This window comes from uncultured Ramlibacter sp., from assembly GCF_936925435.1.
Taxonomy (GTDB): Bacteria; Pseudomonadota; Gammaproteobacteria; order Burkholderiales; family Burkholderiaceae_C; genus Ramlibacter.
On the sequence record NZ_CAKZHQ010000035.1, the window covers coordinates 1 to 22,121 of the forward strand.

General features: G+C 68.0%; 22 protein-coding genes. 19 read left to right on the plus strand and 3 right to left on the minus strand.

The genetic code is table 11. The features are described from left to right. The 19 genes from Q0632_RS15165 to Q0632_RS15255 all read left to right on the plus strand — a co-directional run. The coding region (locus Q0632_RS15165) for a hypothetical protein (protein ID WP_298931628.1) at positions 1–184 on the plus strand (184 nt) is incomplete at its 5' end. Positions 185–280: 96 nt separating this feature from the next. Then, a complete protein-coding gene (locus Q0632_RS15170) occupies positions 281–709 on the plus strand; it encodes a division/cell wall cluster transcriptional repressor MraZ (RefSeq protein WP_298931723.1) in 429 nt (142 codons plus the stop codon). Positions 710–714: 5 nt separating this feature from the next. Beyond that, a complete protein-coding gene (gene rsmH / locus Q0632_RS15175) occupies positions 715–1,656 on the plus strand; it encodes a 16S rRNA (cytosine(1402)-N(4))-methyltransferase RsmH (RefSeq protein ID WP_298931630.1) in 942 nt (313 codons plus the stop codon). Next, entirely contained in the window at positions 1,653–1,949 is a 297-nt protein-coding gene (gene ftsL / locus Q0632_RS15180; protein WP_298931632.1) for a cell division protein FtsL, read from the plus strand. Before rsmH ends, ftsL begins: the two co-directional genes overlap by 4 nt. Positions 1,950–2,031: 82 nt before the next feature. Continuing rightward, positions 2,032–3,765, plus strand: a complete 1,734-nt coding sequence (locus Q0632_RS15185; protein ID WP_298931634.1) for a penicillin-binding protein 2 — start codon at positions 2,032–2,034, stop codon at positions 3,763–3,765. Continuing rightward, a complete protein-coding gene (locus Q0632_RS15190; RefSeq protein ID WP_298931636.1) occupies positions 3,765–5,249 on the plus strand; it encodes a UDP-N-acetylmuramoyl-L-alanyl-D-glutamate--2,6-diaminopimelate ligase in 1,485 nt (494 codons plus the stop codon). Before Q0632_RS15185 ends, Q0632_RS15190 begins: the two co-directional genes overlap by 1 nt. Positions 5,250–5,251: 2 nt before the next feature. Next, positions 5,252–6,646, plus strand: coding sequence for a UDP-N-acetylmuramoyl-tripeptide--D-alanyl-D-alanine ligase (gene murF / locus Q0632_RS15195; protein WP_298931725.1), 1,395 nt, complete (start codon positions 5,252–5,254; stop codon positions 6,644–6,646). Further along, positions 6,636–7,814, plus strand: coding sequence for a phospho-N-acetylmuramoyl-pentapeptide-transferase (gene mraY / locus Q0632_RS15200; RefSeq protein WP_298931638.1), 1,179 nt, complete (start codon positions 6,636–6,638; stop codon positions 7,812–7,814). Before murF ends, mraY begins: the two co-directional genes overlap by 11 nt. Next, positions 7,811–9,637, plus strand: a complete 1,827-nt coding sequence (gene murD / locus Q0632_RS15205; protein ID WP_298931640.1) for a UDP-N-acetylmuramoyl-L-alanine--D-glutamate ligase — start codon at positions 7,811–7,813, stop codon at positions 9,635–9,637. Before mraY ends, murD begins: the two co-directional genes overlap by 4 nt. Positions 9,638–9,663: 26 nt before the next feature. Continuing rightward, a complete protein-coding gene (ftsW, locus tag Q0632_RS15210; RefSeq protein WP_298931727.1) occupies positions 9,664–10,851 on the plus strand; it encodes a putative lipid II flippase FtsW in 1,188 nt (395 codons plus the stop codon). Then, positions 10,851–11,912, plus strand: a complete 1,062-nt coding sequence (gene murG, locus Q0632_RS15215) for an undecaprenyldiphospho-muramoylpentapeptide beta-N-acetylglucosaminyltransferase (protein ID WP_298931642.1) — start codon at positions 10,851–10,853, stop codon at positions 11,910–11,912. Before ftsW ends, murG begins: the two co-directional genes overlap by 1 nt. Further along, entirely contained in the window at positions 11,909–13,321 is a 1,413-nt protein-coding gene (gene murC, locus Q0632_RS15220) for a UDP-N-acetylmuramate--L-alanine ligase (RefSeq protein WP_298931644.1), read from the plus strand. Before murG ends, murC begins: the two co-directional genes overlap by 4 nt. Further along, positions 13,318–14,289 carry a D-alanine--D-alanine ligase gene (locus Q0632_RS15225; protein ID WP_298931645.1) on the plus strand — a complete coding sequence of 324 codons (972 nt, stop codon included), beginning with the start codon at positions 13,318–13,320 and terminating at the stop codon, positions 14,287–14,289. Before murC ends, Q0632_RS15225 begins: the two co-directional genes overlap by 4 nt. Next, on the plus strand, positions 14,286–15,074 hold the full coding sequence (locus tag Q0632_RS15230) for a cell division protein FtsQ/DivIB (RefSeq protein ID WP_298931647.1): 789 nt from the start codon (positions 14,286–14,288) through the stop codon (positions 15,072–15,074). The genes Q0632_RS15225 and Q0632_RS15230 overlap by 4 nt, the downstream gene beginning before the upstream one ends. 10 nt (positions 15,075–15,084) lie before the next feature. Then, on the plus strand, positions 15,085–16,314 hold the full coding sequence (gene ftsA / locus Q0632_RS15235) for a cell division protein FtsA (RefSeq protein WP_298931648.1): 1,230 nt from the start codon (positions 15,085–15,087) through the stop codon (positions 16,312–16,314). Between the two features lie 146 nt (positions 16,315–16,460). Next, positions 16,461–17,693 carry a cell division protein FtsZ gene (gene ftsZ, locus Q0632_RS15240; RefSeq protein ID WP_298931650.1) on the plus strand — a complete coding sequence of 411 codons (1,233 nt, stop codon included), beginning with the start codon at positions 16,461–16,463 and terminating at the stop codon, positions 17,691–17,693. Between the two features lie 66 nt (positions 17,694–17,759). Beyond that, on the plus strand, positions 17,760–18,734 hold the full coding sequence (locus tag Q0632_RS15245) for a hypothetical protein (RefSeq protein WP_298931653.1): 975 nt from the start codon (positions 17,760–17,762) through the stop codon (positions 18,732–18,734). A 29-nt stretch (positions 18,735–18,763) separates the two neighbouring features. After that, positions 18,764–19,687 (plus strand): UDP-3-O-acyl-N-acetylglucosamine deacetylase, encoded by a 924-nt coding sequence (gene lpxC, locus Q0632_RS15250; protein WP_298931655.1) that lies wholly within the window; start codon positions 18,764–18,766, stop codon positions 19,685–19,687. Positions 19,688–19,696: 9 nt separating this feature from the next. After that, on the plus strand, positions 19,697–19,873 hold the full coding sequence (locus Q0632_RS15255; protein ID WP_298931657.1) for a hypothetical protein: 177 nt from the start codon (positions 19,697–19,699) through the stop codon (positions 19,871–19,873). Between the two features lie 10 nt (positions 19,874–19,883). On the opposite strand, the gene ruvC is transcribed toward Q0632_RS15255, so the two are convergent. From ruvC to Q0632_RS15270, 3 genes are read right to left on the minus strand one after another with little or no spacing between them, the layout of a single operon-like run. Next, the gene (ruvC, locus tag Q0632_RS15260) at positions 19,884–20,432 is read right to left on the minus strand and encodes a crossover junction endodeoxyribonuclease RuvC (RefSeq protein WP_298931659.1); all 549 of its coding nucleotides are present in this window, start codon (positions 20,430–20,432) and stop codon (positions 19,884–19,886) included. A gap of 42 nt (positions 20,433–20,474) precedes the next feature. Then, positions 20,475–21,458 carry a phosphatidate cytidylyltransferase gene (locus tag Q0632_RS15265; protein ID WP_298931661.1) on the minus strand — a complete coding sequence of 328 codons (984 nt, stop codon included), beginning with the start codon at positions 21,456–21,458 and terminating at the stop codon, positions 20,475–20,477. Between the two features lie 7 nt (positions 21,459–21,465). Continuing rightward, complete coding sequence (locus Q0632_RS15270; protein WP_298931664.1) at positions 21,466–22,095, minus strand: 1-acyl-sn-glycerol-3-phosphate acyltransferase; 630 nt, start codon at positions 22,093–22,095, stop codon at positions 21,466–21,468. Between the last annotated feature and the right edge of the window lie 26 nt (positions 22,096–22,121).

Consider the following 22,121-nt stretch of genomic DNA (forward strand, 5'->3'; position numbering starts at 1 on the left):
GCATGCTAGCACCATCCACTTGGAATATCATCAGGCCGGACATCGTGGTCGGGCGCTGGGGGTGGCGACGAGTCCGGGTTCGGCGCGCTCAATCTCACCCATCACTTTCAGTGCAGTCGCCAAGTCCTTATTTTTGAACGTTTTTATTCCTGGCGACCGTGAGAAATGCCGCCTAAGTAGTTGATTTCATTGATTTTTTCTTACAACTTCGTTGACCGGGAAGGGGTCATCGGCTAAAGTGGCGCAAAGTGCACTTTAGTGGGATTTCGTGGCGAACATCGTGTTTCAGGGGCCCTCGGCCCTGACGCTGGACAACAAGGGCCGCATCGCGATGCCCGTGCGCCATCGCGATGTCCTCACGGCCATGGGTGCGAGCAAGGTCACGATCACGAAAAACCCGCCGGGCGGCCTGCTGGTGTTTCCGCCCGCGGCCTGGGAAGACTTCTCGGCCCGCGTGTCCGCGCTGCCGATGGAATCGTCGGGCTGGAAGCGGCTGTTCCTCGGCAATGCGGTGGAGGTCGAATTCGACGCCTCGTCGCGCCTGCTGATCGCGCCGGAGCTGCGCGAATTCGCCGACCTCTCGCGTGACGTGATGCTGCTGGGCATGGGCAACTTCCTCGAACTCTGGGACAAGCGCCGCTACGACGAGCACGAAGCGCAGGTAGTGGCGTCTGCCATGCCCGAATCGATCAAGAACTTCATCCTCTAGTCCGGATGAACAGCAACCAGGCATGGCAACACACCACTGTACTGCGGGCCGAGGCGATCGATCACCTCGTGACCACGCCGGACGGTGTGTACCTGGACGGCACCTTCGGCCGGGGTGGCCACACGCGCGAGCTGCTCTCGCGGTTGTCGGCGAAGGCGCGGGTGATCGCGATCGACCGCGACCCGCAGGCGGGGGAGGCGGCCCCCACCGGCGAAACGCGGCTCGACGATCCGCGTTTTTCCATTCACCACACCGCGTTCGCGCAGATGCTGCCGACGCTCGCCGCGATCGGCATCGCGCACGTGGACGGCCTGCTGCTCGACCTGGGCGTCTCGTCACCGCAGATCGACAACCCCGAGCGCGGGTTCAGCTTCCGTTTCGACGGCCCGCTGGACATGCGCATGGACACCACGCGCGGCCAGAGCGTCGCCCAATGGCTGGAGACGGCCGAAGTTTCCACCCTTGCGGAGGTCATTCGTGAATATGGCGAAGAACGGTTTGCTGGGCAGATTGCAAAGGCGATTGATCGTCGCCGACAGGAGCGGGGCCCTATTGGAACCACCGCTGAACTGGCCGAAGTCGTGGCTGGCGCGGTCAAAACCCGCGAGCCGGGCCAGGACCCTGCAACGCGCACATTTCAGGCTTTTCGGATTTTCATCAACGCCGAGCTTGAAGAGCTGCAACAGGCGCTAGAGGCCAGCTTGGACGTCCTGCAACCCCAAGGCCGGCTTGTCGTGATCAGCTTCCATTCGCTGGAAGACCGCATCGTCAAGCAGTTCATCGCCGCGAACTCACGCGAGGTCTTCGACCGCCGCGCGCCGTTCGCCCAGCCCAAGGCGATGAAGCTCAAGGCCCTGGACAGGACCAAGCCCTCGGAAGCCGAGATCAAGGCCAACCCCCGCTCGCGCAGCGCGATCATGCGCATTGCTGAAAGGACGGACGCATGACCAGGCTCAACCTGGTCCTGCTGCTGGCCGTGCTGGCCAGCGCGCTGTACCTGGTGCGCACCCAGTACGAGTCGCGCCGCCTGTTCACCGAGAACGACAAGGCGCTGAGCGAGTCGCGCCGGCTGGAGGTCGAGCACGAGCGCCTTCAGGCGGAAAAGCGTGCCCAGGCGACGCCCCTGCGGGTGGAGAAGCTGGCCAAGGAGCAGCTGCAGATGCGCAGCGCCACGCCGGCCATCACCCAGTACGCCACGCAGCGCGCCGCCTCGGCACCGGCGGGAGGCGCCTCGCGATGAGCGCTGCGCTGAACCGCTTCAAGCAAGCTCGCGCCCCCTTGGGGGGCAGCGCAGTACACGCAGTGACCAGCGTGGGGGCCCTATGACCCGTAGCGTCGCCTACACCTCCAGCCCGCTGCTGGCCAGCCGCACACCGGTCTGGCGCAGCAAGCTGATTGTCGCGGCCATCGCGCTGGGCTTCGCCGGCCTGGCTGCGCGCGCGGCCTGGGTGCAGGTGTTCGGCAACGCCTTCTTCCAGCGCCAGGGCGAGGTGCGCTTTGCCCGCACGCTGGAGCTGCCGGCCAACCGCGGCCGGGTGCTGGACCGCAATGGCCTGCTGCTGGCCACCAGCGTGCCTTCGCCCAGCATCTGGGCCATCCCGGAGGACGTCGAGGCCGACAAGGCCCAGTTGGCCCAGCTGGCCCGCCTGCTGGAGATGCCGCTGGCCGAGTTGAACAAGAAGCTGGCCGACGAGGACAAGACCTTCGTCTGGCTGCGCCGCCAGCTCGATGAGCCGGTGGCCCAGCAGATCGCCGCGCTGGGCATCAAGGGCGTCTACCAGCGCAAGGAATACAAGCGCCAGTACCCCGAGGGCGAGGCCGCGGCCCACGTGGTGGGCTTCACCAACGTGGAAGACCATGGCCAGGAAGGCGTGGAGCTGTCCTTCAACAAGGACCTGGCCGGCCGCGCCGGCTCGCGCCGCGTCATCAAGGACCGCCTGGGCCGCGTCGTCGAGGACGTGGGCGAGCAGGTGCCGCCTGTGGACGGCAAGGACCTGCAGTTGTCGATCGACTCCAAGGTGCAGTACTTCGCCTACCAGAAGCTGCGCGATGCGGTGGTGCAGAACAAGGCCAAGGCAGGCAGCGTGGTGGTGCTCGACGCCATCACCGGCGAGGTGTTGGCGCTGGCCAACTACCCCAGCTACAACCCGAACCGCCGCCACAACCTCAGCGGCGAGCAGCTGCGCAACCGCGCGCTCACCGACACCTTCGAGCCGGGCTCGACGATGAAGCCCATCACCGTGGCCGCGGCGCTGGAGCTGGGCCTGGTCAAGCACAACACCATCATCGACACCACGCCGGGCCGCTACAACATCGGCGGCTTCACCATCAACGACACGCACAACTACGGCGTGCTCGACGTCGACGGCGTGATCCAGAAGTCCAGCAACGTCGGCGCCCTCAAGATCGCCCTGAAGATGAGCCCGCAGGAGATGTGGGACGTGTTCGCGGCGCTGGGCTACGGCCAGAAGCCGCAGATCGCCTTCCCTGGCGCGGTCTCGGGCAAGCTGCGGCCCTGGAAGACCTGGAAGCCGGTCGAGCAGGCCACCATGTCCTATGGCTACGGGCTGTCGGCATCGCTGTTCCAGATGGCGCGCTCGTACACGGCCTTTGCGCACGACGGCCAGATCATCCCGGCCACCATGCTCAAGAGCGCCGAGCCCGCCGTCGGCACCCAGGTGTTCTCGGCCGAGAACGCGGCGCGCGTGCGCCACATGCTGTGGCTGGCCGCCGGCCCCGGCGGCACCGGCCAGAAGGCGCAGACCCTGGGCTATTCGGTCGGCGGCAAGTCGGGCACGGCCCGCAAGCAGGTCGGCAAGGGTTACGCGTCGGGCAAGTACCGCGCCTGGTTCACCGGCATGGCGCCCATCGACAAGCCGCGCATCATCGTGGCGGTGATGATCGACGAGCCCGGCGCCGGCGCTTACTACGGCGGCACGGTGGCCGGTCCGGTGTTCAGCGAAGTGGTGCAGCAGACCCTGCGCCTGCAGGGCGTGCAGCCCGACATGAGCGTCAAGCCGCAGATCGTCGTCAACGCGGTGGAGGAGTCGTTCTGATGCACGACCTTCACACCCCATCTGAGGCCGCCCAGTGGCTGCGTGGCCGCGTCACCGGCACGCTGCACTGCGACAGCCGCAAGGTCGGCGCCGGTGACGGCTTCATCGCCTGGCCCGGCGCGGCGACCGACGGCCGCAAGCATGTGCCCTCGGCTCTGGCCCAGGGCGCCGCGGCCTGCGTGGTCGAGCGCGAAGGCGTCCAGGCGTTCGGATTCGCCGCGCCGCAGATCGGCAGCTACGCGCAGCTCAAGGCGGCCACCGGCCTGATCGCCGCAGCCTACTTCGAGCAGCCCAGCGAGCGGCTCGACGTGCTGGCCGTCACCGGCACCAACGGCAAGACCTCGACGGCCTGGTGGCTCGCCCTGGCGCTATCGAAAGTAGAGCAGCCCGGGCCCATTCCATGCGCTCTGGTGGGTACTTTGGGCGTTGGCATGCCGCCGCAGGTGGAGTTCAACGGCCTGACCACACCGGACCCGGTGCTGCTGCAGCGGCATCTGCGCCAGTTCGCCGACGGCGGCATCAAGGCCTGCGCCATCGAGGCTTCCTCGATCGGCCTGGTCGAGCGCCGGCTGGCCGGCACCCACATCCGGGTGGCGGTGTTCACCAACTTCAGCCAGGACCACCTGGACTACCACGGCACGATGGATGCCTACTGGCAGGCCAAGGACGAATTGTTCCGCTGGCCCGGCCTGGGCGCGGCCGTGGTCAACATCGACGACCCCAAGGGCGAGCAGCTGGCCGGCCAGCTCGGTGGCGGCACGCTGGACCTGTGGACCGTCTCCTGCGAACGCGCCGCGCGGCTGCAGGCGCTGGAAATCGGCTACGGCGACCAGGGCCTGCGCTTCACGGTCGCCGAGGGTCAGGAGCGCCACCTGCTGGAGACCCAGGTGGTCGGCCAGTACAACGTGGCCAACCTGCTGGGCGTTGTTGGCGCCATGCGCGCCCTGGGTGTGCCGCTGGCGGCCGCGGTGCGCGCCTGCGCCGACCTGCTTCCCGTCCCGGGCCGGATGGAACGCCTGCACGTTGCGGGCCAACCTCTGGTCGCGGTGGACTACGCCCACACGCCCGACGCCCTGGACAAGGCCTTGCAGGCGCTGCGGCCGCTGGCCACGCAGCGCGGCGGCCAGCTGTGGTGCGTGTTCGGCTGCGGCGGCGACCGCGACGCCACCAAGCGCCCGCTGATGGCCGCGGTGGCTGAAAAGAACGCCGACCGGATTGTCGTGACCAGCGACAACCCGCGCAGCGAGAAGCCCGAGACCATCATCAGCCAGATCCTGCTGGGCCTGTCGCACAACGAGTGCGTGCAGGTGCAGGCCGACCGCGCGCAGGCGATCGCGCAGACGGTGGCAGCCGCCGCGCCGCAGGACGTGATCCTGCTGGCCGGCAAGGGCCACGAGGACTACCAGGACATCGCCGGCATCAAGCACCCCTTCGACGACAGGCTCCAGGCGCGCTTCGCGCTGGACGCAAGGAGGCAGCCATGACGATGTTCACGCTGGCGCAGGCATTGCAATGGATTCCCGGCGGCACCCTGGTGGGCGACGGCGGCACGCCCATAGAGCGCGTCCACAGCGACACCCGCAGCTTGCAGGCGGGCGACCTGTTCATCGCGCTCAAGGGCGAGCGCTTCGACGCCAACGACTTCCTGGCCGATGCCGTCGCCAAGGGCGCGGCGGCGGTGCTGGCGCAGCGCGGCCGCATCCCGCCGGGTCTGTCGGGCATCGAAGTCGACGACACCCGGCTGGGCCTGGGCCTGCTGGCCGGTGGCTGGCGTGCCCAGTTCGCCCTGCCGCTGATCGCGGTGACCGGCAGCAACGGCAAGACCACGGTGACGCAGATGATCGCCTCCATCCTGCGCGCCTGGCATGGCGACGCGGCGCTGGCCACCCAGGGCAACCTGAACAACGACATCGGCCTGCCGCTGACCCTGCTGCGCTTGCGTGAGAGCCACCGCATCGCCGTGCTGGAACTGGGCATGAACCATCCCGGCGAGATCGCCTACCTGGCGCAGATCACCCGGCCCACCGTGGCCATGGTCAACAACGCCCAGCGCGAGCACCTGGAGTTCATGGCCACGGTGCAGGCCGTGGCGCGCGAGAACGGTTCGGTGCTGGAGGCGCTGGCGCCCACCGGCGTGGCTGTGTTCCCGGCGGGTGAGGAGTTCAGCCCGCTGTGGACCCATCTGGCGGGCGTGCGCGCCTGCATGACTTTCGGCGGCGCCGCTGCGGGCGACGCCGACATCGGTTTGGCCGGGACTGAATGGCACGGGGGCCACTGGCAGGTGAGCGTGACAACGCCCGCCGGCCCGCTGGCTTTCCGACTCCATATCGCCGGCCGCCACAACGTGCGCAACGCACTGGCCGCCATCGCCTGCACCCTGGCCGCCGGCGTGCCGCTGGCCACCATCGCCAGGGGCCTGCAGGCCTTCGAGCCGGTCAAGGGCCGCTCGCGCGCGCTGGCCGTGGCGCTGGGCGGGCGCAGCCTGACCCTGGTGGACGACAGCTACAACGCCAACCCGGATTCGGTGCGCGCCGCCATCGACGTGCTGGCCGAACTGCCCGGCCCGCGCCTGCTGGTGCTGGGCGACATGGGCGAGGTCGGCGACCAGGGCCCGCAATTCCACGCCGAGGTCGGCGCCCATGCGCGCGAGCGCGGCATCGAGAACCTGTTCACGCTGGGCGAGCAGTCGCTGGCCATGCAGGGCCGCCACTTCGCCGGCATCGAGGCGCTCAATGCCGCCGTGCTGGCCCAGTTGCCGCAGGTGGCCAGCGTGCTGGTCAAGGGCTCGCGCTTCATGCAGATGGAACGGGTGGTCCAGGCCATCGCTGCGCAGGGACAACAACAAACAGAACAAGAGAAGGAGACATTCCATGCTGCTTAGCCTGGCCACCTGGCTGCAGACCCTGTCGCCGGAGTTCGGCTTCCTGCGCGTCTTCCAGTACCTGACCTTCCGCGCCGTGATGGCCGCCATGACGGCGCTGCTGCTGGGGCTGGCCGCCGGCCCCTTCGTGATCCGTCGCCTGGCCGAGCTCAAGATCGGTCAGCCGGTGCGCGGCTACGGCATGGAGAGCCACCTGTCCAAGAGCGGAACGCCCACCATGGGCGGCGTGCTGGTGCTGCTGTCCATCGCCATCTCCACCCTGCTGTGGTTCGACCTGTCCAACCGCTTCGTCTGGATCGTGCTGACGGTGACACTGGGCTTTGGCGCCATCGGCTGGGCCGACGACTGGCGCAAGGTGGTGCGCAAGGACCCCGAGGGCATGCGCTCGCGCGAAAAGTACTTCTGGCAGTCGGTGATCGGCCTGCTGGCCGCCCTGTACCTGGTGTTCAGCATCTCCGAGAGCTCCAACTTCAAGGTGGTGGAGCTGTTCTTCACCTGGGTGCGCTCAGGCTTTGACGTCAACCTGCCGCCCAAGGCCGGCCTGATGCTTCCCTTCTTCAAGGAAGTGAGCTACCCGCTGGGCGTGATCGGTTTCGTCGTCATGACCTACCTGGTCATCGTCGGCTCCAGCAACGCGGTGAACCTGACCGACGGCCTGGACGGTCTGGCCATCATGCCGGTGGTGATGGTGGGCTCGGCCCTGGGCGTGTTCGCCTATGTCACCGGCAGCGCGGTCTACTCCAAGTACCTGTTCTTCCCCTACATCCCCGGCTCGGGCGAGCTGCTGATCTTCTGCTCGGCGATGGCCGGCGCCGGCCTGGCCTTTCTGTGGTTCAACACCCATCCGGCCCAGGTCTTCATGGGCGACGTCGGCGCACTGGCGCTGGGCGGCGCGCTGGGCACCATCGCCGTGATCGTGCGCCAGGAGATCGTGCTGGCCATCATGGGCGGCATCTTCGTGGTCGAGGCGCTGTCGGTGATGGCCCAGGTGCTGTACTTCAAGTACACCAAGAAGAAATACGGCGAGGGCCGGCGCATCCTGAAGATGGCGCCGCTGCACCACCATTTTGAAAAGAGCGGCTGGAAGGAGACCCAGGTGGTCGTGCGCTTCTGGATCATCACCATGCTGCTGTGCCTGGTCGGCTTGTCGACCCTGAAACTGCGATGAACCCGAGCGACCCGCAAGACCTCAGCCCCGAAGATGGCATGGCCGACCAGCCTGTGCCGGAAGCGGTGCAGCCGCCCGTTGCAGCGCCCGCAGCCGCGACGGCTGCGACGGCTGCGACGGCTGCGATGGTGCCGCCGGCGTTGACCGCTGCCAAGGATGCCGCGGCCTTTGTCGCCCGCATCTTCATGGACAGCAGCGCCGAAGCGCCGGCCGCCGAGGAAGCGGCCACCCCCGGCGAGGGCCTCGTCGCAGTCCCCGTCGAAGCCGGCGTGACGCCCGTGCCTGCCGGCTGGCCGCTGGAGGGCGCAAAGACCTGGCAGGGCCAGAACGTGCTGGTGCTGGGCCTGGGCGCCTCCGGCCTGGCCATGGTGCGCTGGTGCGCGCGCTGCGGCGCGCAGGTGACCGTGGCCGACACCCGCGAGGTCCCGCCGCAGCTGGCGGCCTTGCAGGCCGAGCTGCCGCAGGTGCGTTTCGTTGCCGGCGCTTTCGGCGCCGCGTTGCTTGAAGGCCAGGCGCCGGCCGCGGTCTACCGCTCGCCGGGCCTGAGCCCGGCCGATGTCGCGACCGTGCTGGCGGCGGCCGCAGAGGCAGGCATCCCCGTGGGCAATGAGGTGGACCTGTACGCCAGCGCGCTGCAGGCTCTGCATGCGAACCATGGCTACGCGCCGGACGTGCTGGCTGTTACCGGCACCAACGGCAAGACCACGGTCACGGCCCTGGCCGGCCTGCTGGTGGAGCAGGGTGGCAAGAGCGTGGCGCTGGCCGGCAACATCGGCCCGGCGCTGCTGGACACGCTGGCTGCCCACATCGACGGCGGCACGCTGCCGCAGGTCTGGGTGCTGGAGCTGTCGAGCTTCCAGCTCGATGGCGTGAGCGGCTTCGAACCCACAGCGGCCGCCGTGCTGAACCTGACCCAGGACCACCTGGACTGGCACGGCGACATGGCGGCCTACGGCGCCGCCAAGCAGCGCGTCTTCGGCGCGCAGGGCCTGATGCTGCTCAACCGTGAAGACCCGCTGGTGATGAAGATGCTGCCTGAGCCCGTCAGACTCAAAGGCGGCAAGTACGAGCAGCGTGCCCATGCCACCTTCGGCGGCGACATGCCGCAGCGCCCGGGCGACTGGGGCATCGAGGTGGTCAATGGCATGGCCTGGCTGGTGCGGGCCCAGGAAGCCGACGAAACACAGAAAAAGCGCAAAGGCGAGGAAGAAGAGATCTTCATCCAGCGCCTGATTCCGGCCGACGCGCTGCGCATCCGCGGCCGCCACAACGCGGTCAACGCGCTGTCGGCGCTGGCGCTGGCCACGGCAGCGGGCTGCCCGCTGGGTCCCATGTTGTATGCCCTGCGCGAGTACAGGGGCGAGCCGCACCGGGTCGAGCCGGTGGGCATCGTCAATGGCATCGAGTACTTCGACGACAGCAAGGGCACGAACGTGGGCGCCACGGTGGCGGCCTTGCAAGGTTTGGGGGCCGAGCGCAAGCTGGTCGTCATTCTGGGCGGTGACGGCAAGGGCCAGGACTTCTCACCGCTGGCGCAGCCGGTGGCGCGCCACGCCCGCGCCGCCGTGCTGATCGGCCGCGACGCGCCGCTGATCCGCGCCGTGCTGGAGCCGGCCGGTGTTCCGCTGCTGGAGGCCGCCTCGATGGACGAGGCCGTCAAGCTGGCGACCCAGCGCGCCCATGCCGGTGACGCCGTGCTGATGTCGCCGGCCTGCGCCAGCTTCGACATGTTCCGCAACTACCCGCACCGCGCCGAGGTGTTCCGCGCCGCGGTGCAGGCCGTGGCGGACGACGCCGGCACGTCGCTGGAGGGCACGGAGTGAATTTCACAGCCACCATCGCCGGCTGGTTGCCGGGCCGCTCTGCCGAGGCCAAGCCGCTGCGCTCCACCGTGCCGGCCCGCGTGGCCGGCTTTGACCAGGCCCTGCTGTGGGTCACGGTGGCCCTGCTGGTTTTCGGCCTGGTGATGGTGTATTCGGCCTCCATCGCCATGCCCGACAACCCCAAATTCGCGCGCTACGCCCACACCTATTTCCTGACGCGCCATGCCATCTCCCTGTGTGTGGCCTTCGTGGCCGCGCTGCTGGCCTTCCAGGTGCCGGTGGCCACCTGGGAGAAGGCCGCACCCTGGCTGTTCGTGGCCTCGCTGATCCTGCTGATCGCGGTGCTGGTTCCGCACGTGGGCGTGGTGGTCAACGGCGCGCGCCGCTGGATCTCGCTGGGCTTCATGGGCTTCCAGCCCTCGGAGCTGGCCAAGTTCGCGGTGCTGCTCTATGCGGCCGACTACATGGTGCGCAAGATGGAGGTCAAGGAGCGCTTCTTTCGCGCCGTGCTGCCGATGGCGGTTGCGGTGGCGGTGGTGGGCTCGCTGCTGCTGGCCGAACCCGACATGGGCGCCTTCATGGTGATCGCGGTGATCGCCATGGGCATTCTGTTCCTGGGCGGCGTCAACGCCCGCATGTTCTTCCTCATCGCGGCGGTGATGACCATCGCCTTCATGCTGATGATCGCCCTGTCGGACTGGCGGCGCGAGCGCATCTTCGCCTACCTCGATCCCTGGAGCGAGAAGCACGCCCTGGGCAAGGGGTACCAGCTGTCGCACTCGTTGATCGCCATCGGCCGCGGCGAGATCTTCGGTGTCGGCCTGGGCGGCAGCGTGGAAAAACTGCACTGGCTGCCCGAGGCCCACACCGACTTCCTGCTGGCGGTGATCGGCGAGGAGTTCGGCCTGGTGGGCGTGCTCACCGTGATCGGCCTGTTCCTGTGGATGACCCGCCGCATCATGCACATCGGCCGCCAGGCGATCGCGCTGGACCGGGTCTTTGCCGGCCTGGTGGCGCAGGGCGTGGGCATCTGGATGGGGTTCCAGGCCTTCATCAACATGGGCGTGAACCTGGGTGCGCTGCCGACCAAGGGCCTGACCCTGCCGCTCATGAGTTATGGCGGCTCGGCCATCCTGATGAACCTGGTGGCGCTGGCCGTGGTGCTGCGCATCGACTTCGAGAATCGCCAGATGATGCGCGGAGGGCGCGCGTGATGGCCAAGACCGCACTCGTCATGGCAGGTGGTACCGGCGGCCATATCTTCCCCGGCCTGGCCGTGGCCGAAGAATTGCGCGCGCGCGGCTGGACGGTGCACTGGCTGGGCGCGCCCGAGAGCATGGAGAGCCGCCTGGTGCCGCCGCGCGGCTTTGCTTTCGAGACCATCGATTTCTCGGGTGTACGCGGCAAGGGCTTGCTGACCCTGGCCTTGCTGCCGCTGCGCCTGCTCAAGGCCTTCTGGCAAAGCATCCAGGTGCTGCGCCGTGTGCGGCCCGACGTGGTGGTCGGCCTGGGCGGCTACATCAGCTTCCCGGCCGGCCTGATGAGCGTGCTGCTGGGCAAGCCGCTGGTGCTGCACGAGCAGAACTCGGTGGCCGGCATGGCCAACAAGCTGCTGGCCAGTGTGGCCGACCGGGTCTTCACCGCCTTTCCCAACGTGATCCGCAAGGCCGTCTGGGTCGGCAACCCGCTGCGCGCCGGCTTCCTGCAGCAGCCCGGTCCGCAGCAGCGCTTTGCTGGCCGCGAAGGCCCGCTGAAGTTGCTGGTGGTGGGCGGCAGTCTGGGCGCGCGCGCCCTCAACCAGATCGTGCCCCAGGCCCTGGCCCTGATCCCACCCGATCAGCGGCCGCTGGTGGCCCACCAGAGCGGCGCCACTCAGCTCGAGGCGCTGGAGGCCAACTACGCGGCGGCCGGCGTCGAGGCCGACCTCACGCCCTTCATCGAGGACACGGCCCATGCCTTTGCCGAGGCCGACCTCATCGTCTGCCGCGCCGGTGCCAGCACGGTGACCGAGATCGCCGCCGTGGGCGCGGCCGCGGTTTTCGTGCCCTTCCCCTCGGCGGTGGACGACCACCAGACCAGCAACGCGAAGTTCCTGACCGATGCCGGTGGCGGCTGGCTGGTGCAGCAGAGCGATCTGCAGCCCCGGTGGCTGGCCAATTTGCTACAAAAAACAGAGCGCTCCGAGCTGATTCGGCGGGGGCTACAGGCCAAAACAATGGAAAAAACGAACGCGACGGCCGAAGTGGTCGCCGCCTGCGAGGAGTTGGCCCGATGAAGCACGCGGTCAAACACATCCACTTTGTGGGCATTGGCGGCGCCGGCATGTCGGGCATCGCCGAGGTGCTGCGCAACCAGGGCTATCTGATCTCGGGCTCCGACCTGAACGACAGTCCCACGCTGCAGCGCCTCAAGGGCCTGGGCATCAAGACCTGCCTGGGCCACCAGGCCAGCCACATCGTCGGCGCCGACGTGCTGGTCACCTCCACCGCCGTGCAGGCCGACAACCCGGAGGTGCTGGCGGCGCGCAAGCGCAAGATCCCGGTCGTGCCGCGGGCCATGATGCTGGCCGAGCTGATGCGCCTGAAGCAGGGCATCGCGATCGCCGGCACCCACGGCAAGACCACCACCACGTCCCTGGTGGCCAGCGTGCTGGCCGAGGGCGGCCTCGATCCCACCTTCGTCATCGGTGGGCGCCTCAACAGCGCCGGCGCCAACGCCAAGCTGGGTGCGGGCGACTACATCGTGGTGGAAGCCGATGAATCGGACGCCTCGTTCCTGAACCTGATGCCGGTGATGGCGGTGGTGACCAACATCGACGAAGACCACATGGAGACCTACGGCCATGACTTCGGCAAGCTCAAGGCCGCCTTCCTGGACTTCCTGCACCGCATGCCCTTTTACGGCACGGCCATCCTCTGCGTGGACGACCCCGAGGTGCGGGCCATCGTGCCCGACGTGCAGTGCCCGATCACCAGCTATGGCGTGAGCGAGGACGCCCAGGTGCGCGCCGTCAACATCCGCGCCGTCGGCGCCCAGATGCACTTCACGGTGCAGCGGCGCAACGGTGTCACCCTGCCGGACATGGATGTGGTGCTCAACCTGGCGGGCCACCACAACGTGCTCAACGCGCTGTCGGCGATCGCCGTGGCGGTTGAACTGAACGTGGCGGACGCGGCGGTGCAAAAGGCCCTGGCGGAGTTCACCGGCGTCGGCCGGCGCTTCCAGAGCTACGGCCAGGTGGCGGCGCGCCCGGCCAACGGCGGCGGCAGCTTCACCGTGATCGAGGACTACGGCCACCACCCGGTGGAGCTTGGCGTGACGCTGGAGGCGGCCCGCGGCGCCTTCCCGGGCCGGCGCCTGGTGCTGGCCTTCCAGCCGCACCGCTACACCCGCACGCGCGACTGCTTCGAGGATTTCGTCAAGGTGCTGGGCCATGCCGACGCCGTGCTGCTGGCCGAGGTCTATGCGGCCGGCGAGGAGCCCATCGTGGCCGCCGACGGCCGCTCGCTGGCGCGTGCCGTGCGCGTGGCGGGCAAGGTTGAGCCGGTCTTTGTCGACGCCATCCTCGCCATGCCCGAGGCCATCCTGGACATGGCCCGCGACGGCGACGTGGTGATGTGCATGGGCGCCGGCTCCATTGGCGGCGTGCCGGCCAAGCTGGTGGAACTGGGAGGCGTTGCATGAAGACGCAGAACGATTTCGGCAAAGTGGCCGTCCTCATGGGCGGCAAGTCCGCCGAGCGCGAGGTCTCGCTGATGTCGGGCGCGGGCGTGCTCAAGGCCTTGCAATCCAAGGGCGTCAACGCCCATGCCTTCGACCCGGCCGAGCGCGACCTGTCCGAACTCAAGCGCAAGGGCTTCAAGCGCTGCTTCATCGCCCTGCACGGCCGCTACGGCGAGGACGGCACCGTGCAAGGTGCCCTCGAACTGCTGGGCATTCCCTACACCGGCTCGGGCGTGATGGCCTCGAGCATCGCCATCGACAAGGTCATGACCAAGCGGGTCTGGCTGGCCGAGGGCGTGCCGACGCCGAAGTTCCAGCTGCTGCACCGCGGCAGCTACGACCGCCACGCCGTCATCGCCATCCCCGACGAACTGGGCCTGCCGGTGATCGTCAAGCCGGCGCGCGAGGGCTCGTCCATCGGCGTGGCCAAGGTCCAGGGCTACTCGCAGATGCAGGCCGCGGTCGACGCCGCGGCGGCACTGGACGCCGACGTGCTGTGCGAACAGTTCATCGCCGGCGACGAAGTCACCTGCCCGGTGCTGGGCACGGGCGCCGACGCCCGCGCGCTGCCAGTGATCCGCATCGTCGCGCCCGAGGGCAATTACGACTACCAGAACAAGTACTTCACCGACGACACCAAGTACCTCGTGCCCTGCGGCCTGCCCGAAGGCGAGGAGGCCGCCATCCAGGACATCGTGCTCAAGGCCTACCGGGTGCTGGGCTGCCGCGGCTGGGGCCGCATCGACGTGATGATCGACTCCGTCACCCGCAAGCCCTCGCTGCTGGAGATCAACACCTCGCCGGGCATGACGGGCCTTTCGGTGGTGCCCTTGTCGGCGCGCGCGGCTGGCATCAGCTACGAGGACCTGTGCGTCCAGCTGCTGGCTTCGGCCAGCCTGGACCATGCCCAGGAGGGTGCGGGCGCATGAACGCCACCATGCCAGCACCGTTGGACGTCAGGCTGATGAACATCACCGCCACGGTGCTGTTCGCCGCCTGCGCTGCCATGCTGCTGGCGGCGCTGTCCTGGTGGGCGCTGCGCCATCCGCTGTTCGCCGTCGGCGCCATCTCGGTGCAGGGCGAGGTCAGCCACAACAGCGCGGCCACGCTGCGCGCCAACGTGGCGCCGCGGGTCGCGGGCAACTTCTTCACCGTCAACCTCGATGCCGCGCGCAAGGCCTTCGAGGACGTGCCCTGGGTGCGCCAGGCCGTGGTGCGGCGCGAGTTTCCGAACCGCCTGCGCGTGCTGCTGCAGGAGCACCATGCCGCCGCCTACTGGGGCGCCGAGGGTGAGGCCCAGCGCCTGCTCAACACCTATGGCGAGGTCTTCGAGGCCAACGTGGGCGACGTCGAGCAGGACGAGCTGCCGCGCCTGAGCGGGCCCGATGGCGAGTCGGCCACGGTGCTGGCCATGTTCCAGGTGCTGCAGCCGCTGTTCGACGGCCTGGACCTGGGGCTCGAGCAACTGGCGCTGACCAGCCGCGGCAGCTGGCAGATCGCGCTGGACAACGGCGCCCAGGTGGAACTGGGCCGCGGCACACCCGACGAGGTGGCGCTGCGCGCCCAGCGTTTCGTGCAGACGCTGAGCCAGGCCGCTTCCAGGTACAGCCGCCGGCCGCAGGACCTGGTCTCGGCCGACCTGCGCCACAGCGATGGCTATGCGATCCGGTTGAGGGGCGTCAGTACCACGAGTGCGGACGCACAAAAGAAATAGAGGACACCAAATGGCAAAAGAATACAAGGACCTGGTCGTCGGCCTGGACATCGGCACCGCCAAGGTGATGGTGGTGGTGGCCGAGGTGATGCCCGGGGGCGAGCTCAAGCTCGCCGGCCTGGGCGTGGCGCCGTCCAACGGCCTCAAGCGCGGCGTGGTGGTCAACATCGACGCCACCGTGCAGAGCATCCAGCAGGCCCTCAAAGAGGCCGAGCTGATGGCCGACTGCAAGATCACCCGGGTCTACACCGGCATCACCGGCGCCCACATCCGTGGCATCAACTCCAGCGGGATGGTGGCGGTCAAGGACAAGGAAGTGACGCCGGCCGACGTGGCCCGCGTGGTGGAGACGGCGCGCGCCATCAACATCTCGACCGACCAGCGCCTGCTGCTGGTCGAGCCGCAGGAGTTCGTGATCGACGGCCAGGACGTCAAGGAGCCCATCGGCATGAGCGGCATCCGGCTGGAGGCCAAGGTCCACATCGTCACCGGCGCCCAGAGCGCGGCCGAGAACATCATCAAGTGCGTGCGCCGCTGCGGCCTGGAGGTGGACCAGCTGCTGCTCAACCCGCTGGCCTCCAGCCTGGCGGTGCTGACCGAAGACGAGCGCGAACTCGGTGTCGCCCTGGTCGACATCGGCGCCGGCACCACCGACGTGGCGATCTTCACCAACGGCGCGATCCGCCACACGGCGGTGATCCCGATCGCCGGCGACCTGATCACCAGCGACATCGCCATGGCGCTGCGCACGCCGACCAAGGACGCCGAGGACATCAAGGTCGAGAGCGGCTTTGCCAAGCAGCTGCTGGCCGACCCCGACCAGCAGGTCGAGGTGCCTGGCCTGGGCGACCGCGGTCCGCGCATGCTGAGCAAGCAGGCCCTGGCCGGCGTGATCGAGCCGCGCATCGAGGAGATCTATTCGCTGGTGCAGCAGGTGGTGCGCGAGTCGGGCTACGAGGAGGTGCTGTCCTCGGGCATCGTCATCACCGGCGGCAGCTCCATCATGCCGGGCATGGTGGAGCTGGGCGAGGACATCTTCCTCAAGCCCGTGCGCCGCGGCATTCCCAAGTACGCCAGCTCCCTGTCGGACATGGTGGCCCAGCCGCGCGCCGCCACCGTCATGGGCCTGCTGGAAGAAGCGCGCATGGCGCGCCTGCGCGGCTTCAAGGTGGCGCAGAAAAACGGTTCCATGAAGACGGCCTTCGGGCGCTTTCGCGACTTCATCGTGGGGAATTTCTGATGAAGACCTGTCTCTTGATGTTCGCGCGCGCCGGGCCGCGCAGAAAGGAGCGATGGCGGTGCACCGATCCGCCCTCGTGAACATCTCTGGTCAGCAACAACAAATCCAGCAATCGGCAACTGCAACACGAATTCAGGAGAAAGAACATGAGCATCGAAATGATTGAGGTCGAAGAGTTCCACCTGGGCACGCAGATCAAGGTGATCGGCGTCGGCGGTGGCGGCGGCAACGCGGTCGAGCACATGATCGAGCGCGCTGTGCAAGGCGTGGAGTTCATCTGCGCCAACACCGACGCGCAGTCGCTCTCGCGCAGCCCGGCGCACAAGACCATCCAGCTGGGCGGCAGCGGCCTGGGCGCCGGCAGCAAGCCCGAGAAGGGCCGAGAGGCGGCGGAGCTGGCGGTGGACGACATCCGCCAGGCGATCGCCGGCGCGCACATGCTGTTCATCACCGCCGGCATGGGCGGCGGCACCGGAACCGGCGCCGCGCCGGTGATCGCCCGCATCGCCAAGGAGATGGGCATTCTCACGGTGGGGGTTGTCACCAAGCCGTTCGACTGGGAAGGCGGGCGCCGCATGACCAACGCCGACAACGGCCTGGCCGAGCTGGAAGCCAACGTCGACTCGCTGATCGTGGTGCTCAACGAGAAGCTGCTGGAAGTGCTGGGCGACGACATCACCCAGGACGAGGCCTTCGCCCATGCCAACGACGTGCTCAAGAACGCCGTCGGCGGCATCGCCGAGATCATCAACGTGCCCGGCCATGTGAACGTCGACTTCGAGGACGTGCGCACCGTCATGGGCGAGCCCGGCAAGGCCATGATGGGCACGGCCGTGGCCAACGGCCCGGACCGCGCCCGCATCGCCGCGGAGCAGGCCGTGGCCTGCCCGCTGCTCGAGGGCATCGACCTGTCGGGCGCCAAGGGCGTGCTGGTGCTGATCACCGCGGCCAAGGGCAGCCTGAAGCTGTCGGAGTCCAAGCTGGCGATGAACACCATCCGCGCCTATGCCTCGCCCGACGCCCACGTGATCTACGGCACGGCCTACGACGACAGTCTGCAGGACGAAGTGCGCGTCACCGTGGTGGCCACCGGCCTGTCGCGCCAGGGCATGCGCCGCACGGCTCCGCCGCTGCAGGTGCTGCGCACCGGCACCGACAACGTGCCCTTCCACGTGCCGACGGTGAACAATGCCGTCGCCGGCCCGGGCGCCATCGTCACCAGCAACGGCCAGAGCAGCCAGCCCGACTACCACGGCATGACCGTGCCCAGCGTCTGGCGCACCAACCGCACCCAGGCCGCGGCCAAGGTCGACGCGCTGTCTTCGGGCGGCATGGACGACTTCGAGATCCCGGCTTTCCTGCGCAAGCAGGCGGACTGATTCTCCGGGTGTAGGCAAGGGGGCGGACGCCAGCCGGGTCCGCCCCCTTTTTTCTGAGGGGGCTGCATGAGAGTTGCGTTGTTCCTCGCGGCCGTGCTGGCCGCCGGCCTCGCCCAGGCGCAACAGGCCAGGCCCGAGCAGGCCGAGGCCGTCGGCTGGCCGAGCATGCTGTGCGCTGGCACGCCGGTGGTGTGCAACCGCCTTGAAGCACGCGGCTTCCTGTTCGCCACCCCTGGCGCGACCAGGGTGGTGATGATCTCTCACGGATCGCAGGGCATCGACAGCCGCATGTACGACTATGTCGACAGCCTGCAAAAAGACGGCTTCGCGGCCCTGGTGATCGACCACTGGAAGCCGCGCGGCATCGGTGTGACGCACGACGACTACCGGGCCGCCGGGCTTCGCGGCGGCAATGAGATCAACATGGCGGCCGACAGCCTGACGGCGGCCCAGTGGTTGCGCTCGCGCGGCTACCAGAAGGTCGGCAGCATCGGCGAGTCCCAGGGGGCCAGCGCGGCCATCACGCTGCAGCAGAAATGGGCCCACACCATGGTGGAGCGCAACATCCGGCGCATTCACGGCAGCGACTTTCGCGTCCAGCCGGCCGATGCCGTGGTGGCCATGTACGGCTTTTGCGGCTTTCGCCATGCCAGCCGCGACGCCTATGTGGACACGCCCTTCCTGTTCATCACCGGCGAGGTCGACGACGAGACGCCCAGCAGGTACTGCGAGCGCTACGTGCCCTGGATGAACGAACGCGGCGGCAGCGCCAGCATCGTGGTGCTCGAAGGCGAGGGCCACAGCTTCGACGCGCCCTACAAGCGCCAGCGCAACTTGTTCGGCCCGCATTACGCAAAGTGCGACATCCTGGTCGACGATTCCGGCGTGACCGAGTTGAACAGCGGCATGAAGGAGCCCGGTGCGACCAACATCAACGCCATGCTGACCCGCTGCGTCAGCAAGGTCTACCACTCGGGTTACTGGAAAGACCGTTTCATCGCCGTCCCCCACTGGATGGGGTTTTTCCGCAAGCACCTGTAGCCGCCGGCCATGCAACTTAAAATGCACACATGCTTCAGCAACGCACCCTCAAGTCCCTGACCAAGGCCGTCGGCGTCGGCCTGCACAGCGGCCAGCGGGTCGAGCTGACGCTGCGGCCGGCCCAGCCGGACACCGGCATCGTCTTTCGCCGGGTCGACCTGGCCCAGCCGGTGGACATCCCGGTCTCGGCCGAGGCCGTCACCGACACCCGCATGGCCTCGACCATCTCCAACGGCGGCGCCAAGGTCTACACGGTGGAGCACCTGATGTCGGCCTGTGCCGGCCTGGGCCTGGACAACCTGTACGTGGACATCACGGCCGAGGAAGTGCCCATCCTGGACGGCTCGTCGGCGTCCTTTGTCTTCCTGCTGCAAAGCGCCGGCATCGCGCTGCAGAACGCGCCGCGCCGCTTCATCCGCCTGCTCAAGCCGGTGGAGGTGCGCGAAGGCGAGGGCGATAACCTCAAGTGGGCCCGCCTGGACCCCTACCACGGCTACAAGCTCAGTTTCGAGATCGACTTCGCCCACCGGGTGGTCGACTCCACCGGCCAGAGCGTGGTGTTCGACCTGGGCACGGGCTCTTATGCGCGCGACATCGCACGGGCCCGCACCTTCGGCTTCACCAAGGACGTGGAGAACATGCGCGCCAGCGGCCTGGGCCTGGGCGCCGGCATGGACAACGCCATCGTGATGGACGACTACCGGGTGCTCAACTCGGACGGCCTGCGCTACGACGACGAGCTGGCCAAGCACAAGATCCTGGACGCCATGGGCGACCTGTACCTGGTGGGCAAGCCGCTGCTGGCCGCCTACAGCGCCTTCCGCTCCGGCCACGCCATGAACAACAAGCTGCTGCGCGAGCTGCTGGCCCAGCGCGATGCCTGGGACGTGGTGACATTCGAGGACGAAAAGCAGGCGCCTGTCGGCTTTGCCCAGCCTGCCAGGGCCTGGTAAAAGCACCGCATGCTGCTGTTTCGCTGGACCATCATGCTGCTGCTGCTCACGGCAGCGGTCTGCTTCGCTTTCTATGCGGGCACCGGCCAGCCGCGCTTCAAGCGCTTTGGCTTCATCACCCTGAAGTGGACGCTGATTGCGGCGTTCGCCTTCTTTGCCGTGTTGATTCTCGAGCGGCTGGCCTGAGCGTTCTTTCTCAGTTCGTCCTGCCCCGCTTGTACATGCTGCTGGTCGTGCGCGTCGTCGTGGTCGCAGCGGCAATCCGCGCAATGGCCGCGCCGGCGTGGGCATGGGTGATGGCCAGGCCCAGCGCATCGGCGGCATCCTTGCCGGGCAGGGCGGGCAGCTTCAAGAGGCGCTTGACCATCTCCTGCACCTCGGCCTTGCCGGCCTTGCCGTAGCCGGCCACGGCCTGCTTCATCTGCAGTGCCGTGTACTCGGCGACCGGCAGGTCGCAGGACACCAGGGCCGTGATGCAGGCGCCACGGGCCTGGCCCAGCAGCAGTGTGGCCTGCGGGTTGACGTTGACGAAGACGATCTCCACCGCCGACGTGTCCGGCTGGTAGCGGGCCTTGACCTCGCAGATGCCATCGAACAGTACCTTGAGCCGGGCCGGCAGGTCGCCGCGCGGCAGGTGGGTGGTGGTGATGGTGCCGCTGGCCACATAGCGCAGGGCCTGGCTGTCGACATCGATCACGCCAAAGCCCGTGGTCTGCAGGCCGGGGTCAATGCCGAGGATGCGCATTTGCTATCAATTCAAGAGCTGCTCAGGTCCGTTGGACGGGGGCTAGACCCCGAAATACCAGCGAACCGAGTGAAAGAAGATGGGCGCGGCAAAGCACAGGGCGTCGACCCTGTCCAACAGGCCGTTGGCGCCGGTGACCGAGACCCGCTTGCCCCAGCTGGTGATGCCGCGGTCGCGCTTGAGGGCTTTCATCACCAGGTGGCCCATGGAGCCGGCGACGCAGGCGATGAAGGCCATGGCCACCGCCTGGCCCGGCTTGAACGGCGTGATGAAGGACAGCAGGCCGCCCACCACGCTGCCCAGCAGCATGCCCAGGCTCCAGCTGGTCCAGTTGAAGCTGCGGCTGATGGCCGGCAGGCTGGGCGGGCGCTCCAGCCGCCGCGTCAGCAGGTGCTGCACCACCATGCAGGTCTGCACCACGAAGACCAGGAAGAACACCAGGAAGGCGCCCTTGCCCGCGTAGTGGGGGAAGTCCAGCAGCAGCAGGGCCGGTACATGGCTCATGCCATAGATGCACACCACGATGCCCCATTGCAGCTTGGCGTTGCGCTCCAGAAAGCGCTGGGTGTCGCCGGCCAGGGCGCTGGCCACGGGAATAGCGAAGAACACGTAGACCGGGATGAAGACGGTGAACAGGTCGAAGTGTTCGGTGCCCACCAGCCAGAACTGGATGGGCAGCACCACGAAGAAGGCCAGTACCAGGCTGCGGTGGTCGCCGCGCCGGGTCGGCGACAGGGTGATGAACTCGCGCAGGGCGAAGAACGAGATCAGCGCGAACAGCACGGTGGCCGCTGTCTCGCCGGCTGTCCACCCCATCCAGAACAGCACGGCCATCAGCCAGGAGGTGCCCAGCAGCTTGCGGAAGTCCTCCAGCTTCTCGTGTCGCGCCTCGTCGTCGGCATCGACGTTCTTGCGCAGGGTCAGCAGGAAGGCGACGGTGCTGATCACGGCCAGCAGGCCGAAGACGATCAGGAACAGGGCGCCGACCTGCTGGCCGGGCGTGAGGCTGCGCAAAAACTGGTTCATCGCGGTCTCAGACGTCGCGCAAGGCGATCACGGCCAGCCGGGCCCGGTCCAGGAAGGCGCGGCGCTCCTCGCCCTCCTGCAATTGCAGCGGCGCGCCGAAGGTCACCGAACACAGGATGGGCACGGGCACGACCTCGCCCTTGGGCATGACGCGCTGCACGTTGTCGATCCAGGCCGGCACCAGCACCACGTTGGGAAACTTCAGCGCCAGGCTGTACAGGCCCGACTTGAAGGGCTGGGGCTCCTCGGCGTGGCCGCGCGTGCCCTCTGGGAAGATGATGATGGAGTCGCCGCTGTCCAGCGCCTCGACCAGCGGCGCCAGCGGATCCGGCTCGTTCGCGCCTTCTTCGCCCTTGGGCCGGGCCCGCTCGACATAGACGGCGTTGAAGACCCGAGTGGTGATCCACTGTTTGAGCGGCGTCTTGGTCCAGTAGTCCCTGGCGGCAATGGGACGGGTGATGGAGCGCAGCTCCTGCGGCAGGGCCGCCCAGATCATCACCAGGTCGGCGTGGCTCTGGTGGTTGGCGAAATAGATGCGCTGTTCGGCCTTGGGCGGGCAGCCGTACCAGCGTGCCTGGGCGCCGGTGAGCAGGCGCACAAACCCCAGCAGAAACAGACCCATGGCCTTGGCAAGCATGGCCGCGATGATACGGCCAGCGGCGA